Raw genomic sequence first — 16,971 nt, forward strand, 5'->3', positions numbered from 1 at the left:
ATAAGAGATGGATATGAGAGAGAAACAGCTTTCCCACCAGTATTTTTTTGAAGGGAAGATCATGAAAGCGCGGCTGGACGAGGTCCTGCTGCCAAACGGCAGGAGGGCGCGGCGCGAGGTGTGCGAGCATGTCGGCGGCGTGGGCGTGCTGCCGGTCGACCGGTCGGGCAACATCATTCTGGTGAGGCAGTTCCGCTATCCGTATGATACCGAGCTGCTGGAGATACCGGCCGGCAAGCTCGACCACGGGGCGGAGGACTTCACCGCGTGCGGCGCGCGGGAGCTGAAGGAGGAGACTGGCTGCACGGCCGGCCGCATCGTGCCGCTTGGCGCGCAGTACCCCTCGCCCGGTTTCCTGACCGAGGTGGTGCATCTGTTCGCGGCGCTCGACCTGACCGAGGGAGAGATGCAGCCGGACGAGGACGAATTCGTCGAGGTGGTGCGCCTGCCCATCGCCGAGGTGGAGGCCATGATCGCGCGGGATGAGATACGCGACGCGAAAACCATTGTTGCGATGTACCGCGCAAGGCTAAAGGGCCTGCTGTAAGAACGGAAACCGGCGGACCGGCGGTTTCCCGCGTAACCCACCCTCTGAAAAGGAGGAATCTATGGAAAAGAAAACGATCCTCGTGGTGGAGGATGAAAAGGCCATCGCGGATATTTTGGTGTTCAACCTGCAGCGCGAGGGCTATGATACCATCGTGGCATACGACGGGACGGAGGGCCTGCGGCACGCGCTGGAGGACGCGCCCGACCTGATCCTGCTCGACGTGATGCTGCCTGGCATGGACGGCTTCGAGGTCTGCAAGCGTGTACGCGAAAAATTCCACAACACGCCGATCATCATGCTGACCGCGCGCGAGGAGGAGACCGACAAGGTCATGGGGCTTGAACTGGGGGCGGACGATTATATCACCAAGCCGTTCTCCATGCGCGAGCTGATGGCGCGCGTCAAAACCAATATGCGCCGCACGGTGTCGGGCGAGGAACGGGAAAAAGCGCCCTTGCCGTCCGGCGGTGGGCTGCGTATTTCCAAGGACAACGGCATGGTGTACAAAAACGGGCGTCCGCTGGAGCTGTCGGCGCGTGAATTCGACATCCTGTGCTTTCTTTCCGCGGCGCCGGGGCGCGTTTTTTCGCGCGAGGAGCTGATGGAGCAGGTATGGGGCTATGAATATTACGGAGACCTGCGCGCGGTGGACGTTGCGATCCGGCGCCTGCGCGAAAAGGTGGAGGATCAGCCCGCAAGCCCGCGGCACATTATGACCAAGCGGGGCATGGGCTACTATTTTGCCGACGGGGAGTAAGCTATGTTTCGATCCTTACACATGAAGCTTGTGCTGATCCTGGTTCTGATGATCGTTTCGGTCATGGCCGTGGTGGGTACGTTCCTGATCAACAGCGTCAGCACGTTCTATATTGACAGCTTTTACGAGGATATGCAGAACGTGTTTAACCAGACGGATGTGATGCAGTCGCTCGAAAACGCGGCCCAGGCAGGAACAACGGATATCCAGACTGTCGTGGACAGCTACGAGGGGCAGCTTGGCATCGATAATTACCGGACCTATTATATTCTGGACAGCCAGGGGCGCGTGCTGGCAAGCTCAAACGCGCTCCGCGAAGCCTCGTTCACGCGGACAAGCAACGTCATCGCGGCGATGGCGGGAGAGACGGGTACCCGCTCGTCGGTCGCGGACAGCGTGATGGACGTTGCGGTCCCGATCCGCGCGGGGGACGGCGACCAGGTCGATTATATTGTGTACATTGCGGATGACAAGCGCGAGGTGTCGGACATGTCCTGGCGGTTCTTCCAGATCGTCATGCAGGCGATGATGTTCGGCCTGCTCGCGGCCATCCTGCTTTCCTTTCTGCTTTCCAAAACCATCACCACCCCGATCGAGCGCATCACCGAGGGCGCCCGTTCGATTGCGAAGGGCAACTTTGATCAGGAGCTGGGCGTGCAGTCCTCGGACGAGATCGGCGAGCTGACACGCTCGTTCAACTACATGGCGGGTCAGCTCAAGAACACGGTCGGCGAGGTGCAGGGCGAACGAGACAAGCTGAACACCCTGTTCCTGCATATGACGGACGGCGTAGCAGCGTTCACGACCGCGGGCCGGCTCATCCATATGAATCCGGCGACCGAAAGCCTGCTGGGCGTGCGGGTGGAGGACGGCCTGACATTCGACGAAATGTTCGCCGACCTGGATATGCCCAATTCGGACGAGACCGCCATGCGGTCGTTCCTGACCAGTGAGATTACGCGCTTCGGCCGCGTGCTTTCGGTCACACTCGCGCCGTACGGCGCGCTGGACGGGGAGGGCGGCGTGATCGCGGTTATCCACGATATTACCGAGCAGCGCCGGCTGGACGACGCGCGCCGTGAGTTCGTGGCGAACGTATCGCACGAGCTGCGCACGCCGCTGACTAATATCCGCTCGTATACCGAAACGCTGCTGGACGCGGCGGGCGACATCCCGATCGATACGGAAAAGCAGTTCCTCGGCGTTATCTCCAGCGAGTCCGAGCGCATGGCGCGCATCGTGACCGACCTGCTGACACTGTCCAAGCTGGACTATGGCCGGATGGAGTTGCGTATGACGCGCTTCCCGCTGGGGGATATGCTGAAAAACGTGGCCAACGCCATGAAATTCACGGCGGAGGACAGCGGGCATGAGCTGACTGTGGATACGCCGGACGACCTGCCGCAGATCGTGGGCGACCGCGAGAGGATCGAGCAGGTTGTGGTGAACATCCTGTCCAACGCGGTCAAATACACGCCGGCGGGCGGCCATGTGCGTCTGTCCGCGCGCATGGCCGGAGCCAACCGCGTGCGTATCACAGTGGAGGACGACGGCGTGGGTATTCCGGCGGCGGACGTGCCGCGCCTGTTCGAGCGCTTCTACCGCGTGGATAAGGCGAGGAGCCGCGAGGCGGGCGGCACCGGTCTGGGCCTGGCGATCGCCAAGGAGATCGTGGAGCAGCACGAGGGCAAGATCGCGCTGGCCAGCGAATATGGCAAGGGTACGACTGTGACCATCACCCTGCCGACCGACCTCATCCCGAATCGGGAGGAGGGGCCGGTATGAACCAGGCCGGACATTCGGTGAAAAACACCGCGAAAAACGTTTCCCTGATCGTGCTGGTTCTACTGCTGGGCGTGCTTTGCGCGGCCAACTGGCTGGCGGGCATGAACATCGACCAGATGCCGGCGGACAACCTGCTGCGGCGCGCGTACGACCATGTGTTCGGCGGCGCGGTCGGGTACGAGCTGCGCTCGTCCGGCGTGGCGGCGGCCGAGCCCGCGCAGCTCGCGCTGACCACGGACGGACAGCTTTACGGCGTGCAGTACAGCCTGACCGACATCGACGCAGGCCTGGAAGCGGTCCGTCCGCTGTGGGCGGCGGTACTGTCGGACGGGGAGCTGGAGCAGGCGGAAGAGGCGGAGCTGGTCGCAGCCCTGCGGGCCGGGGACTGCGCGCTGCTGCGCTATCACGGCGCGATCCCGCTGAGCGTTGCAGCCGGCTGGATGGGCGGCTCCTGGCAGAGCGACCTGGCGGTTGAGACGCTGGTTTATACGGCGGGCAGCGGCCAGCTGTTTGTGCGCACGGATACGGGCGCGCTGTACGCCGCCGCGGCGGACGCGGACGAAAGCGTGCTGCGCGCCGCGCAGCAGGGCTTCCGCGGCCTGTCCTGCCAGTTTTCCGGCGAGGCGTATGCGGTTTATCCGGAAACGCTGCTGTTTGATCGGGAAACGCTGTCGCTCCCCCTGCTCAAAGCGGGGAGCATCGACCTGTTCGACCCGCAGAGCGGCACCGGATTGGAGGACCTGCTCGATGCGTTCGGCTTTACGCCGTATGCGAACTATTATTCCGAGCAGAACGACCGCGTTCGGGTGTTTGTAGACGATGTGAGTACGCTGCGCGTGAACGCGGCCGGCCTGATCCAGTACGCGGCGGGCGCGGACAGCACGGTGCGCGCCTACGACGCGGGGGAGGCCGCCGGCCGTGCCGCGCTGGACGCCCAGCTTGACTGCGCGCGGACGATCCTGGACACGGCGGTGCGCGCGGGGGAAACCGACACCCACGCCTCGCTCTACGCGGTGCAGCACAACGGCAACCGCACGACGCTGGTGTTCCTGCAGATGTACGGCGGCGTCCCTGTGCTGGGGGACAACGATTTCGCAACCTTTGTGTTTGAAAACGGCTCGCTCACCTCCGCGACCATCCGGCTGCAGCGCTTCCACGCGGACGAGGTGCGCCGCACTGTGCTTCCCGCGCGGCAGGCGGCGGCGGGCGCGCAGGGGGAAACGCGCAGTCTGATGGTCGCCTACCGCAGCGACGGAGACTATTTTGCGCCCGGCCGGTTTTATCTGTGATGCGGTGCGCACGGCGGGAGAGGAGGAACGGACGCTTTGCAATGGGGTAAGGTAAAAAATATACTGATCGTCATTCTGGTGGCGGTCAATGCGTTCCTTTTATGTAATCTGGGCGTGAAGCAGTGGCAGGACTGGGAGCGTGTCCGCGAGTTGCAGGCCAATCTGGGCGAACTGCTTTCCGGCTACGGGATAGAGCTGGATGCGTCGTTTCGCCTGCCCGGGGACACGGTGCTGCCCACGCTGTCGGTCGACCGCAGCCGCACCAGCGAGGAGGCGGTCGCCGCGGCCGCGCTCGGCGGCGAGCTGGAGCGTACGGAGCGCGAGGACGGCGCGGTGCTGCTGGAGGGCGCGTCCGGTTCGTTGGAATGGCAGGCGGACGGGAGGCTGCAGGGCGAGTGCGCGACCGGAGAGCCTGCGCCGGAGGAGGAAAAGCAGGCGCAGCGTCTGGCACAGCGGCTGCTGGAAAAATGGGGCCTTGCGTCGGACGACGCGGCGTATACAGCGGATGGCCTGTCCGTGACCATGACAGGCACCGCGGCCGGATTGCCGGTTTTCAACCGGCAGATATCCCTGCGGTTCGACGGGCAGGGCGGCGTCGCCGTTTCCGGCCTGTGGAGCTTTGGCACGCCCTATACGACCGTGCAGGCGAGCGGCACGGTCTGCGTCGCCTCGGACGCGCTGCTTGCATTCGCGGCAAACGGGCAGGACTGCACCCGCATCACCAGCATGACCATCGGCTACCGCCTGCAGTCGGACAGCGGCAGGCGCCTGCAGTTGATGCCCACTTGGAAGATCGGAACGGATTCGGGGGATTATTTGGTGGATTGTGCTAAAAAAACGATACTCGAGCAGGAAAATTGAAAAAGGGCTTTCCTTTATCGGAAATTGTGGTAAAATATATAGGTGAAATTTTGCGCGGATGCACCACGGGGGCGTCCGTTTTCATAAAATAGAGTATGGTATTTGACAGCTGCGGCCGACCGGCCGCGCGGACCAAAGAGTGAGGAGTAGGTGGATTTTGACCAAGTATGTAATCAACGGCGGTAAAACGCTCAACGGCGAGGTTACGATTTCGGGCGCAAAAAACGCGGCGGTCGCGATCGTGCCGGCGGCGTTGCTGGCGGATGGGCCGGTGCGGATTGAAAATGTGCCGAAGATCATTGACGTAACGCTGCAGCTCGAGATCATGCGGGAGCTTGGCGCGCAGATCCGCCTTGTGAACGCGACGACGGTCGAGATCCGCAATTCCCAGCACCCGAGCCTCAAGCCGCATGAGCTGGAGCGCAAGCTGCGCGCCTCGTACTATCTGCTCGGCGTGCTGCTCGGCAAATACGGCTTTGCGGAAGTCGCGATGCCAGGCGGCTGCAACTTCGGCGGTGTGCGCCCGATCGACCAGCATATCAAGGGCTTCGAGGCGCTCGGCGCCAAGGTTACGCTGCCCAAGGGCGGCTATATCCGCGCGGAGGCTCCCGAAGAGGGTCTGCACGGCGCGCACATCTATTTTGACGTGGTTTCGGTGGGCGCGACCATGAATATCATGCTCGCCGCGGTTCTCGCCAAAGGCCAGACCATTATGGAGAACTGCGCCAAGGAGCCGCATATCGTCGATCTGGCGAACTTCCTCAACGCGATGGGGGCAGACGTCAAGGGCGCGGGTACGGACGTGATTAAGATCCGCGGCGTGGAGCGGCTACAGGGCGGCAGCTATTCCATCATACCGGACCAGATCGAGGCCGGCACATTTATGGCCGCGGTCGCGGCGTGCGGCGGCTCGGTGTTGGTAAAAAACGTTATCCCCAAGCATCTGGAGTGCATCACCGCCAAGCTCAAGGAGATGGGCGTGGAGGTCACGGAATTCGACGATTCGGTGCTGGTGCGGAGGGAGAACCGCCTGACGCGCACCAACATCAAGACCATGCCGTACCCAGGCTTCCCGACCGACATGCAGCCGCAGATGACAACCGCGCTTTGCCTTGCGGAAGGCACGAGCATCGTCACCGAGGGCGTGTGGGACAGCCGCTACCGCTATACTGAGGAGTTGGCGCGCATGGGTGCGAGCATCCATGTGGACGGCAAGATCGCGGTTATTGAGGGCGTCGAGGAGTTCAAGGGCGCGCCGGTGCGCGCGCACGACCTGCGCGCGGGCGCGGCCATGGTTATCGCGGGGTTGGCGGCCAAGGGTGTGACCGAGGTTGAGCAGGTGCAGAACATCGAGCGCGGCTACGAAACGCTGGTGGAGAAATTTGTGGCGCTTGGCGCGGATATGTACCGTTCGGAGATACCGGATTCCATGGGCATGGCGGAGCGCGCGTAACACAAGCAGGATGCAGACAGCGGAGGGGGCAACCTCTCCGCTGTTTTGGAAAGCAAAGGGGTTTAGTCAGTGGCGGAACGGTATTATTACAGCATTGCAAGCGGCTCGACCGGCAACTGCGGCCTGTATGTGGCCGGAGGCGCCGCAATTCTGATTGATCTGGGGGTGTCCCTGCGCAAGATCACGGCCGCGCTCACGGCGGTCGGACTGGGGCTGGACGACCTGTCGGCCGTGCTGCTTACGCACGAGCATATCGACCATGTGAAGGGCCTGCCGATGTTCCTGAAGAAAGCGGGCGCGCCGGTGTTTGCCTCGCGCGGCACGGCGGAGGCGCTTGCGCAAAAGGAGCCGCTCTGCCGCGACCGGCTGAACGTATTTGAAAGCGGCGAGGCGTTCTGGGTGCGGGACGTGGATGTTGAGACCTTTGAAACGCCGCACGACGCGGCGGACAGTGTCGGCTACATATTGTCCCACGGTGAAAGCCGGTTCGGGTTTGCGACCGATCTCGGCTTTGTGCCGCGCGATGTGGCGGACAGGCTGCGCGGCTGCGGGACGGTCGTACTGGAAAGCAACCACGACCCGCATATGCTGCAGGCGGGGCCGTACCCGTACCCGCTCAAGATGCGCGTGGCAGGGCCGGCTGGTCACCTGTCCAATCCGGACTGCGCGGCATTTGCCGCCGATCTGGTCAAAAACGGGACAAGGACGCTGATCCTTGCCCATCTGAGCGAGAAAAACAATATACCGGAGCTGGCGTTCCAACAGACCAGGGCTGCGCTGCGCGGTCTGCCCGCCTGTGCGGTCCATATCGCGCCGCGCGAGCGCATGGAGGAGCCGGTCCTGTTCGGGGAGGAAGAAGCATGCTCTCTGTCCGGCTGATTTGCGTCGGCAAGCTGGGCGAAAAGTTCTGGGCGGACGCGGTAAAGGAATATGAGAAACGCCTTGGCGCGTACTGTAGGCTGGAAATCGTCGAGCTGCCGGAGGCACGGCTGCCGCAGGCGCCTTCGGCGGGAGAGGTGCGGCAGGCGCTTGAGAAAGAGGCCGGTCTGATCGAGGAAAAGATCCCGCAGGGGGCGGCGGTGGTTGCATTGTGTGTGGAGGGACGGACGATGTCGTCCGAACAGCTTGCCGACTATCTGGGGCGGCTGACGGTTTCCGGAACCAGCAGGGTGTGCCTGGTGATCGGCGGCTCCTGCGGGCTGTCGGAGCGCATCAAGCAGCGCGCGGCGCTGCGCCTGTCCATGTCTCCCATGACGTTCCCGCATCATTTGGCGCGCGTGATGGTGCTGGAGCAGGTATACCGCGCGCTGAATATTGCCGCAGGCGGCAAATACCACAAATGACAGGAAAAGACGCTATGACGAGATATCCGATTATCCTGGCGCACGGGCTGGGGGTGACCGATCAGGGCGGCCTTTACACGCCGTGGGGGCGTGTGCCGGATCTGCTGCGCGCCCGAGGCGCCGTCGTTTACCTCGGCGGGCAGGACGCTTGGGGCAGCATCGAGACCGGCGCGGCGCAGCTCGCGCGCACGGTGCGCCGCGTCCTCAGGGAGCAGGGCTGCCGACGGGTGAATATCATCGCTCATTCCAAGGGCGGGCTGGAGGCGCGGTATCTGATCTCCAACATGGGATACGGGCGGTATATTGCTTCGCTTTCCATGCTGTCCACGCCTAACCGCGGCTCGCGTGTGGCCGAGCTGCTGCTGTACGCCCGTCCGGGCGTTGCGCTGTGGGCGTGTGGGAACGACGCCTACTGGTCGCGGCACGGCGATGAAAAGCCGGATTCCCTGCGCGCGGGCGAGCAGCTTACGCCGGCATATCTCGTGCGTTTCAATCGGGACAACCCGGATGCGAACTGCGTGTTTTACCAAAGCTGGGGGACACGGATCGGCACGGTGCATCCGGATGGCGCTATGATGCTGACGCGCGGTTTGTTTTACCCCGCGCACGGGGCGAGCGACGGGCTGGTCACGCCGGCCTCCGCGCGGTGGGGCCTGTACCGCGGCACGCTGGACGGGGTTTCCCACCAGCAGGTGGTGGACGTGTTCCGAAAGGACGCGCCGGGCTTTTCCGTGAAGCGGTTTTATATCAGCCTGGCGCGCGGGCTGGCGGAAAAAGGATTATAGGGGCGGCGGCTATCGTTTTTGGATACGTTGCCGCTTTTTGTTTTGCCTCGAATATTTCGAAAAAGCATTTACATTGTCCGTCCGATTCGGTAAAATAGAAAGAAGAGAGAAATTGTTTCAGGAGGGGCTCCTATGATTATCACGATAACGCTCAATGCCGCGCTCGACCGCACGCTGCGCATCGAACAGCCGTTGGTCGTGGGCAAGCTCAACCGGGCGGTGTCCAGTTATCTGGAACCGGGCGGCAAGGGTATCAATGTTTCCCGCGCCGTCAAAGCGCTGGGCGGGGACAGCGTGGCGTTGGGTTTCTCTGCGGGTACAAACGGCCGTATGATGAAAGATATGCTGACTTCTGCGGATATTCACCATGATTTTGTCGATGTTTCGGGACAGATGCGTGTCAACACACAGATCATCGACGCGCAGGGCGGGCATACGGAGGTCAACGAACCGGGCAACAAGCTGGAAGATGCGGATTTCCTCCGTCTGCTGGACCGTATGGATAATTACCTAGATAAGGGCAATATTTTTGTCCTGGCCGGCTCCACGCCGCCGGGCTTTTCTATGCAGAATTACCGTAAGCTGTGCCAGACGATCAAAAAACGCGGCTGCAGGCTGATTATCGACGCGCAGGGCGAGCTGCTGCTCGAAGCGCTTCAGTGCGAACCTGATGTGGTCAAGCCGAATATCTTCGAGTTGGCGGAGGCGGTCGGTGATAAGCCCTCGACCGATCCAGAGGTTGTCTTGGTTTCCGCGCGCAAGATGCTGGATATGGGCGCGGGTACGGTCTGTGTTTCCATGAGTCAGGAGGGCGCGGTGTTCGTTTCCAAAAGCGAGGACGAAGCGCTGTACGTCAACACCAACCCGCGCATCTACGACGAAGGCGCGGTCGGTACGGGCGACGCAATGGTTGGCGCGATCGCCAATTCGATGAACAAGGGCCTGCGGTTTGACGAAATGGCGCGTCTTGCGGTCGCTACCGCGCGGGCGAGCAGCCGGCTGGCCGGAACCGAGATGGCGACGCTCAAAAAGGTCTACGAGGTCTACGAGACGACGCAGGTCTACATACTGTAAATATATAAAAAACGGGGAGGAAGTGGTTTTCCTCTCCGTTTGCGTTTCCGCTTTGGCGAAAGCGGGGAAGCTGCGCCTGCGCGGCGCGGGCGGACAAGAGGGGAGAAACCGACGGTTTCTCCCCTCTTGCCAATCCCCCCTTTTCCCTGATGCGCAGGCCGGAGGCGGGAACGGCTGCGCCGTTCCTATTTCTGACCAGGACCGCTCCGAAAAAATACGGGGGCTGTTGCGGGAGCTCTGTTCGCGCGGAGGTTAGAACGGGACAGCGGGAAAACGGATGCCGCCTGTCCGAAACGGTTCATGCGCGCGTAACAGCGCGCGGGAGGGGGGAGCCGCCGCCCACCCCACCCACCATCCCCTTGGGGTGGAAGCCGTTGCGCTTACCGTGATACAGCAAATGGGCGGCAGATGGAACGCGCGACCTACCTTGCGCGCGGAGCGCGCTCTTATTTGCGGGAGCAAATGCCGTAAACTGGCCCTGTGGAAGCGCCAAAACCTTGTAGCCGTGAAAAAAGGAAAGCAGGGAATTCAAAAGGGGAGGACAACCCATGCGAGTTGTCCTCCCCTTTTGCCCCCGCGCCGGGCGGCGCACTGTCCCCGCACGGAGGGGCGGCATCGTGTTGTATCCACGGATAAAACGTCGTACGCTGGCACGCCTTCTGTTTCCAGCTCAAAGACTGTGCTGAAGCTTTGCGGCCTTGAGCGTGTTCTTCATCAGCATGGTGATGGTCATTGGTCCCGCGCCGCCCGGCACCGGCGTCATATAGGACGCCTTTTCCATGACCTCCGGCGCAACATCGCCGCAGACCTTGCCCTCGGCGTTGCGGTTGATGCCGACATCGATCACAACCGCGCCGTCCTTTACCATGTCCGGCGTGATAAAGCCGGCCTTGCCCACGGCGGCGACCAGGATGTCCGCGCGGCGGCACACCGCCGCAAGGCCGCTGGTGCGGCTGTGACAGATCGTGACCGTGCCGTGCCGGTGCAGCAGCAGCATGCTCATAGGCTTGCCGACGATGTTCGACCGACCGACCACAACGCACTCCTTGCCCTTGGGGTCGATTCCATATTCATCGAGCAGCTCCATCACGCCCGCGGGGGTGCAGGGGACAAAGTCGAAGTTGCCCACCATAATTTTGCCCACGTTGACCGGATGGAACGCATCCACGTCCTTTTTCGGGTCGATCGCGTCGATCACCGCCTGCTCGGAGATATGCTCCGGCACCGGCATCTGGCACAGGATGCCCGAAATCTGGGGGCTTTGGTTGAGCTGCGCGATCAGGCCGAGCAGCTCCTCCTGGGAGGTTTCCGCGGGAAGCGCATACTTCTCGCTATAAAAGCCGCATTCGGCGCAGGCTTTCTCTTTATTGCGGACGTAAATCTCGCTGGCAGGGTCGTTGCCCACGATGATAACCGCAAGGCCGGGCGTAACGCCTTTTTCTTTCAGCGCCTTGGTCTCCGCCAGGATGCTGCCGCGCACCTTTGCGGAAAGCGCTTTTCCGTCCATTCTTACTGCACTCATGTCATATCCTCCTCTTATGATGGAAACGGGTCACTTTTGTTCCGGCGCGCTTTCCGCGGCCGGGCTGCCGTTCGCCGCAGGCTCCTGCGCGGGCGCGGCGCTCTCCTGCGCCGTTTTCGGCTTTTCACTGCCTGCGGGTTGCTCCAACGGCACAGGGGCTTCCGCCGGTACGGGCGCCGGCGGCTGGTAGAATTTTTTGCTGACCGCAATGCGGTTGTATTTGCGAACCAGAATGACGATGGCTGCGGCGCAGCTGATCACGGCCAGGATCTGGGACACGCGCATCGGCCCGAGGTACAGGCTGTCCGTGCGCAGGCCCTCGATCCAGGCGCGCCCCAGGCCGTACCAGGCGACGTACAGAAGTGCGATCTCGCCCTCGAATTTGCGCTTTTTGGAGATGAAATGCAGGGCGATAAAGCCAACCAGGTTCCATAGGGACTCATACAGGAACGTCGGGTGTACCGGACTGCCCGCGTCGATCGTCATGCGCCAGGGGAGCAGCGTTGTGCCGCCGTGCGCCTCGCCGTTGATGAAGTTGCCCCAGCGGCCGATGCACTGGCCGATCAGCAGGCCGAGCGCGGCCATGTCGCACAGGCCGGCAAACGACAGCTTTTTGAAGCGGCTGTAAGCGAACAGGGCGATCAATACGCCGATCACTGCGCCGTAGATCGCGATGCCGCCGTTCCAAACGGCGACGATCTCGGCCGGATGCTGGCTGTAATACTCCCACTCAAAGACAACGTAGTACAGGCGGGCGCAGACCACGCCCACCGGCACACAGATGATCATGCAGTCGATCAGGTTATCCGAGGTGAAGCCGAATTTTTTGACGCGGAAATTCAGGTAGAGCGCGGCCAGGATAAAGCCGACGCAGATGATGATGCCGTACCAGTAGATTTCCTTGCCGAATACCGTGAATGCGACGCGGTTGATGGTGAATTCCAGGCCAAGCCCTGGGAATGCGATGACGTGTTCCATGATGATTGCTTCCTTTGCTGTTTTGTTGATTTACTGCTGCGGCTCGACGACCGAAAGGGAGGAACGGTCGCGCCGCGCCCAGCGGGCGAACATGGCCTGGACGTCGTCCGGACTGATGGTGTCGAATAGGGCCGCGAAATCGAGGTAGTGCTCGCCCGCGAAGAGCGCGCCTACCTCCTGCCGCGCATAGCTTTCGGGCGCGTCCAGCACGCGCAGGTGCAGGCCGTACACGGCTTTTTTCATGCGGGAGAAAAGCGCGTGGTCCGCCCCCTCGTGCGCCAGGCGCGCGACCTCCTGCTCGACCGCGGCACGGACCGCCTCCGGATCGCGGCTCTCGCCGCCGAGAATGGCGGCCGCGCCCTCCGGAATGACCGTATAGTCGGTATCAAAATCCCGTCCGATCAGGCGTTTCTCGTAAAGCGAGGCATACAGCGGGGAATTGTCGCCGCACAGGATGCGCACGGCCAGTTCGCCGAGCAGGCTGCGGCGTAGGCGGCTTTCGTCCGGCTCCAGAGGGATATCCTTGAAGCCGAGCAGGAACTGCGGCTGCGATACCTGCATGCAGCGGGTCACGGTCAGCTCGTTTACCGTCTCGCGGCGCGTGCCGTAGTGCCGCCGGCCGATCTCGGGCGCGTCCTGCGGGGAGAACTGTGCGGCAATCCGGCAGGCTTCGTCAAAATCCGCGGTGCCGCAAATGACGAGCGCCATGTTTTTCGGGCTGTAAAACGCCCGGTGGCAGGCGTACAGCGTTTCCGGCGTGATCTGTGCGATGCTCTCCGTGCTGCCCGCGATGGACACACGGACCGGATGCGTGCGGTACAGCCCCTGGAACAGGCCGACGAATGCCTGCCAGCCAGGGGTGTCGTCCATCATGCCGATCTCCTGCCCGATGATGCCCCGCTCCTTTTGCACGTTTTCCTCGGTGAAATACGGCGTGAACACAAATTTCAGCAGGATCTCGAGGTTTTCTTCAAACCGGTCGGTGCAGGAAAAATGATAGGCGGTCATGGTCTGGCTGGTGAAGGCGTTCGGGCTCGCGCCCGTGCGCGCGAATTTCTGCAGGGCGTTGCCGTCCTGGTCTTCAAACATCTTGTGCTCCAGAAAGTGCGCCACGCCCGCGGGCGTATCGTAGCGCCGGCCCTCGCAGGTGAACGAGGCGTCCACAGAGCCGAAATTGGTAGCCAGGATGGCGAAGGTTTTGCTGAAGCCCTCCTTAGGCAGATAGCAGATGCGCAGGCCGTTGTCCAGCGTGCGCGTTTCCATGCGCTCGCGCAGGGCGGAATATTGCTTGCTCATTGCGCCGCCCCCTTCATAAAGTATACCATGTCGAGCGTGGTCGCTTGCGCCGCGGCGACCACCTGCCCGAGCGTAACAGCTTCGGTTTGCTGGATGCGGTCCTCGGGCGCGGTCAGCGTACCGGCCGCCGCCTGGCCGAGCCAGTAGCGCTCGAGCGCGAGCGGGTCGTCCAGCATGGCGCGCCAGTTGGTCACCAGGGTTTTTCGGGCGGATTCCAGCTCCGGCTCGGTGATATCGCCCTGCCGGCAGGCGTCGAGCTGGCGCAGGATCTCATCCCGCGCGGTCGCGAAATCCCTGTTTTCAATGCCGGAATTGACCTGCATGATACCCTTGGAGGCGATGAACTGCGCACTCGCGTAGTAGCAAAGCGAGTGCTTCTCGCGCACGTTGACAAACAGCTTGGAGCTGGTCGAGCCGCCGTAAATGGTCTGGAACATCCAGTAGGCCGCGGGGTCGCCGCCGGTCAGGCAGCTCCCGCCCGTGCGGAAGCCGAGCGACAGCTTGCCCTGCGTCACCGGCTCCTCCTCCACGACCTCGCGCGCGTCCCCTGCGGGCTGCGCGGCGACCGTGGTGTGCGGCAGATAAAACGGCCGTTCGGTCCGGCGGGCGAGGGGCGTATCCAGGAAAAGATGCGCCACTGCCTCCGGAGCGAGCGTGCCGCAGTAAAACAGCTCGACCTGAGCCTCCTCCAGCGCGCGGAGATACGCGGTATACAGCTTGTTCTCCGTGATGCGGCCGGCCTGCTCCGCGGTGCCGAGCGCGGGCTGTCCGTAGGCCTCCTGCGCGCACATCAGCTCGGTCAGTCGCTTGGGCGCCCAGGTGCGGGGATCGTTTTTCTGCGCGGCGATCCGGTCGATCAGGTTGTCCCGTTCGCCCGTGGTGTAATCCGGACAGAACACGCCGTCCTGCAGATACGGGTCGAACATCAGGTCGGCCAGCAGGCGGACGACACGTCCGGTCAGTCCGGCCGCGCCGGGGGCGTAGGCCTCGTCGATGCAGTCGGACAGAAAGCCGATGACCAGGGTTTCGCCCTCCTTGCGCACGATGGCTTCTATGCGCGCGCCGTACAGCTCGTCGAGCGTCGTGCCGAGCGCGCGCAGGTCGGGAAGCTGCGCCGTACCGCGCCGCAGAACCTGCGGCAGACAGGCGCGCAACGCGGCATCCGGCCCGCCGAGGGGCAGCAGCAAGGCCGCGCGCAGCACCGCCCGTTTGAATTTCGGCGTGGTCACGCAGGTAAGGTTTACCCCCGCGCCCAGCTTTTTTCGGGTCACTTGTTGCATATTTTGCCTCATTTCCGGAAAAAATTTTCTATCGTGTTTTATTATAGCATCATTCATAGTGTGAATCAAACGTAGATTATGTGAACAAATCCGTGCCGGTTGCTATTTTACCCTTGACAGGCCGGCAATTATACGGTAGAATAAGCGTGTTCGATGTAAAGGGATAACGCTTTACAGCTTCAAGGGAGGCCCGCCGATGAAAGGCAAACCGCTCGAAATGAGCCTGCTGTTCGACTTTTACGGCGAGACGCTCACGGAAAAACAGCGCGAGCTGTTCGACTTGTATTATAATGAAGATCTTTCGCTTTCCGAGATCGCGGAGCACGCGGGCATCACCCGTCAGGGTGTGCGCGACGCTGTCAAGCGCGCGGAGCATGCGCTGCAGGAGATGGAGGACCGCCTCGGTCTGGTCAGCCGCTACGGCGATACGGAAAAACGCGCGGAAGCGCTGGCGCGCGAGGTCGGGCGCTTACGCAGCCTGAACGCTGAAAAACTGCACAGCAGCGAGGCGGAGGAGATCGCCTCCCGCATGGCGCTGCTGCTCGCCCAGCTTAGGCAGGAGGCTTAATATGGCTTTTGAAGGCCTTACCGAAAAAATTTCATCCGCATTCAAGGGCCTGCGCAGCAAGGGCCGGCTGACTGAGGCGGACGTCAAGGACGCGATGCGCGAGATCCGCATGGCGCTGCTCGAAGCGGACGTCAACTTCAAGGTCGCCAAGGATTTCATCAAGGCGGTCACGGAAAAAGCGACCGACGCGGAGATCCTGGATAGCCTGTCCCCTGCGCAGCAGGTCATCAAGATCGTCAACGAGGAGCTGATCGCGCTTCTGGGCGGGCAGACCACCCGCCTGACGATCGCGCCCAACCCGCCCACCATTGTGATGATGGTCGGTCTGCAGGGCGCGGGCAAAACCACCAACTGCGCCAAGCTGGCGGGTTTGCTGCGCAAGCAGCAGCAGCGCCGGCCACTGCTCGTCGCGTGCGACGTATACCGCCCTGCGGCGATCGACCAGCTCAAGGTCGTCGGCCGGCAGCTTGACATCACCGTGTTCGACGAGGGCCAGGGCGATCCGGTCGAAATCGCAAAGCACGGCATCGACCACGCCAAACGCAACGGTTATGATCTGGTGTTCCTCGACACCGCGGGCCGTCTGCACATCGATGAAAAGCTCATGGACGAGCTGAAAAATATCAAAGCGGCCGTCACGCCGACCGAGATCATCCTCGTCGTTGACGCGATGACCGGTCAGGACGCGGTGACCGTTTCCCAGACCTTTGACCAGGCGCTCGGCATCAACGGCGTACTGATGAGTAAAATGGACGGCGACGCCCGCGGCGGCGCGGCGCTTTCGGTCAAGGCGGTCACGGGCAAGCCGATCAAATTTATCGGTACAGGGGAAAAGCTCGGCGATATTGAGCCGTTCCATCCCGACCGCATGGCCTCCCGCATCCTCGGCATGGGCGACGTGCTGACGCTGATCGAAAAGGCGCAGCAGACGTTCGACCAGAAGCAGGCGGCGGAAACCGCAAAGAAAATGGCGTCCGGCAAGCTGACGCTGACCGATTTCCTCGGCCAGCTCCAGCAGATGAAAAGCATGGGCTCGATGGAGGAAATGCTCGGCATGCTGCCGGGCGTGGACGCGAAGGCCCTTGCCGGCGCAAAGATAGACGAAAAGCAGATGGCGCATACCGAGGCCATCATCCAATCCATGACGCCCAAGGAGCGGGATAACCCCTCCATCATCAATTTTTCCCGCAAAAAGCGCATCGCGGCTGGCTGCGGCCTGAGCGTGGAGGCGGTCAACAAGCTGCTCAAACAGTTTGAGGCCATGCAGAAGATGACCCGCCAGCTCACCAGCATGGCGCGCGGCGGCAAGGGAAAGAAAAAACGCCGCGGCTTTCCGAGCCTCGGCGGGCTGGGCAACATGAAGCTGCCGTTTTGATTGATAACGGCCCATCCCTTTGTTTGTAAAGAAATTTACAATAGATCAAATTCTA

General features: G+C 62.2%; 16 protein-coding genes. 12 read left to right on the forward strand and 4 right to left on the reverse strand.

The genetic code is table 11. From position 1 onward, the window contains the following. Positions 1 to 7 precede the first annotated feature (7 nt). The 10 genes from DBQ51_RS10125 to DBQ51_RS10170 all read left to right on the forward strand — a co-directional run bounded on the left by DBQ51_RS10125 (position 8) and on the right by DBQ51_RS10170 (position 9,897). Positions 8 to 547: an NUDIX domain-containing protein gene (locus tag DBQ51_RS10125; RefSeq protein WP_107631497.1), complete on the forward strand. Its 540-nt coding sequence runs from the start codon at positions 8 to 10 to the stop codon at positions 545 to 547. A 61-nt stretch (positions 548 to 608) separates the two neighbouring features. After that, entirely contained in the window at positions 609 to 1,307 is a 699-nt protein-coding gene (locus tag DBQ51_RS10130) for a response regulator (protein ID WP_054327402.1), read from the forward strand. A gap of 3 nt (positions 1,308 to 1,310) precedes the next feature. Next, complete coding sequence (locus DBQ51_RS10135) at positions 1,311 to 3,092, forward strand: ATP-binding protein (RefSeq protein WP_107631498.1); 1,782 nt, start codon at positions 1,311 to 1,313, stop codon at positions 3,090 to 3,092. Beyond that, positions 3,089 to 4,381 carry a hypothetical protein gene (locus DBQ51_RS10140; RefSeq protein WP_107631499.1) on the forward strand — a complete coding sequence of 431 codons (1,293 nt, stop codon included), beginning with the start codon at positions 3,089 to 3,091 and terminating at the stop codon, positions 4,379 to 4,381. Before DBQ51_RS10135 ends, DBQ51_RS10140 begins: the two co-directional genes overlap by 4 nt. 36 nt (positions 4,382 to 4,417) lie before the next feature. Continuing rightward, complete coding sequence (locus DBQ51_RS10145) at positions 4,418 to 5,242, forward strand: hypothetical protein (protein ID WP_107631500.1); 825 nt, start codon at positions 4,418 to 4,420, stop codon at positions 5,240 to 5,242. 157 nt (positions 5,243 to 5,399) lie between these two features. Next, a complete protein-coding gene (locus tag DBQ51_RS10150; protein WP_054327406.1) occupies positions 5,400 to 6,695 on the forward strand; it encodes a UDP-N-acetylglucosamine 1-carboxyvinyltransferase in 1,296 nt (431 codons plus the stop codon). 69 nt (positions 6,696 to 6,764) lie between these two features. Then, complete coding sequence (locus DBQ51_RS10155; protein WP_054327407.1) at positions 6,765 to 7,574, forward strand: MBL fold metallo-hydrolase; 810 nt, start codon at positions 6,765 to 6,767, stop codon at positions 7,572 to 7,574. Beyond that, entirely contained in the window at positions 7,556 to 8,038 is a 483-nt protein-coding gene (gene rlmH / locus DBQ51_RS10160; protein WP_107631501.1) for a 23S rRNA (pseudouridine(1915)-N(3))-methyltransferase RlmH, read from the forward strand. The genes DBQ51_RS10155 and rlmH overlap by 19 nt, the downstream gene beginning before the upstream one ends. Before the next feature lie 14 nt (positions 8,039 to 8,052). Beyond that, on the forward strand, positions 8,053 to 8,823 hold the full coding sequence (locus tag DBQ51_RS10165) for an esterase/lipase family protein (protein WP_054327408.1): 771 nt from the start codon (positions 8,053 to 8,055) through the stop codon (positions 8,821 to 8,823). Between the two features lie 132 nt (positions 8,824 to 8,955). Then, complete coding sequence (locus tag DBQ51_RS10170; RefSeq protein WP_107631502.1) at positions 8,956 to 9,897, forward strand: 1-phosphofructokinase family hexose kinase; 942 nt, start codon at positions 8,956 to 8,958, stop codon at positions 9,895 to 9,897. A 670-nt stretch (positions 9,898 to 10,567) separates the two neighbouring features. Here DBQ51_RS10170 and folD read toward each other — a convergent pair. The 4 genes from folD to yfmF are packed head-to-tail and all read right to left on the reverse strand — an operon-like array spanning position 10,568 to position 14,973. Further along, positions 10,568 to 11,419 (reverse strand): bifunctional methylenetetrahydrofolate dehydrogenase/methenyltetrahydrofolate cyclohydrolase FolD, encoded by an 852-nt coding sequence (folD, locus tag DBQ51_RS10180; RefSeq protein ID WP_054327411.1) that lies wholly within the window; start codon positions 11,417 to 11,419, stop codon positions 10,568 to 10,570. A 30-nt stretch (positions 11,420 to 11,449) separates the two neighbouring features. Continuing rightward, entirely contained in the window at positions 11,450 to 12,397 is a 948-nt protein-coding gene (gene lgt / locus DBQ51_RS10185) for a prolipoprotein diacylglyceryl transferase (protein WP_107631503.1), read from the reverse strand. Positions 12,398 to 12,427: 30 nt separating this feature from the next. After that, on the reverse strand, positions 12,428 to 13,693 hold the full coding sequence (yfmH, locus tag DBQ51_RS10190; RefSeq protein WP_107631504.1) for an EF-P 5-aminopentanol modification-associated protein YfmH: 1,266 nt from the start codon (positions 13,691 to 13,693) through the stop codon (positions 12,428 to 12,430). Next, a complete protein-coding gene (gene yfmF / locus DBQ51_RS10195) occupies positions 13,690 to 14,973 on the reverse strand; it encodes an EF-P 5-aminopentanol modification-associated protein YfmF (protein ID WP_054327414.1) in 1,284 nt (427 codons plus the stop codon). The genes yfmH and yfmF overlap by 4 nt, the downstream gene beginning before the upstream one ends. 196 nt (positions 14,974 to 15,169) lie before the next feature. Here yfmF and ylxM point away from each other — a divergent pair, with 196 nt between their 5' ends. Further along, a complete protein-coding gene (gene ylxM / locus DBQ51_RS10200; RefSeq protein ID WP_054327415.1) occupies positions 15,170 to 15,541 on the forward strand; it encodes a YlxM family DNA-binding protein in 372 nt (123 codons plus the stop codon). A gap of 1 nt (position 15,542) precedes the next feature. Then, positions 15,543 to 16,916 (forward strand): signal recognition particle protein, encoded by a 1,374-nt coding sequence (gene ffh / locus DBQ51_RS10205; protein WP_054327416.1) that lies wholly within the window; start codon positions 15,543 to 15,545, stop codon positions 16,914 to 16,916. Positions 16,917 to 16,971: the final 55 nt, after the last annotated feature.

This window comes from Agathobaculum massiliense (assembly GCF_900291975.1).
In the GTDB taxonomy this organism is placed as follows: domain Bacteria; phylum Bacillota; class Clostridia; order Oscillospirales; family Butyricicoccaceae; genus Agathobaculum; species Agathobaculum ammoniilyticum.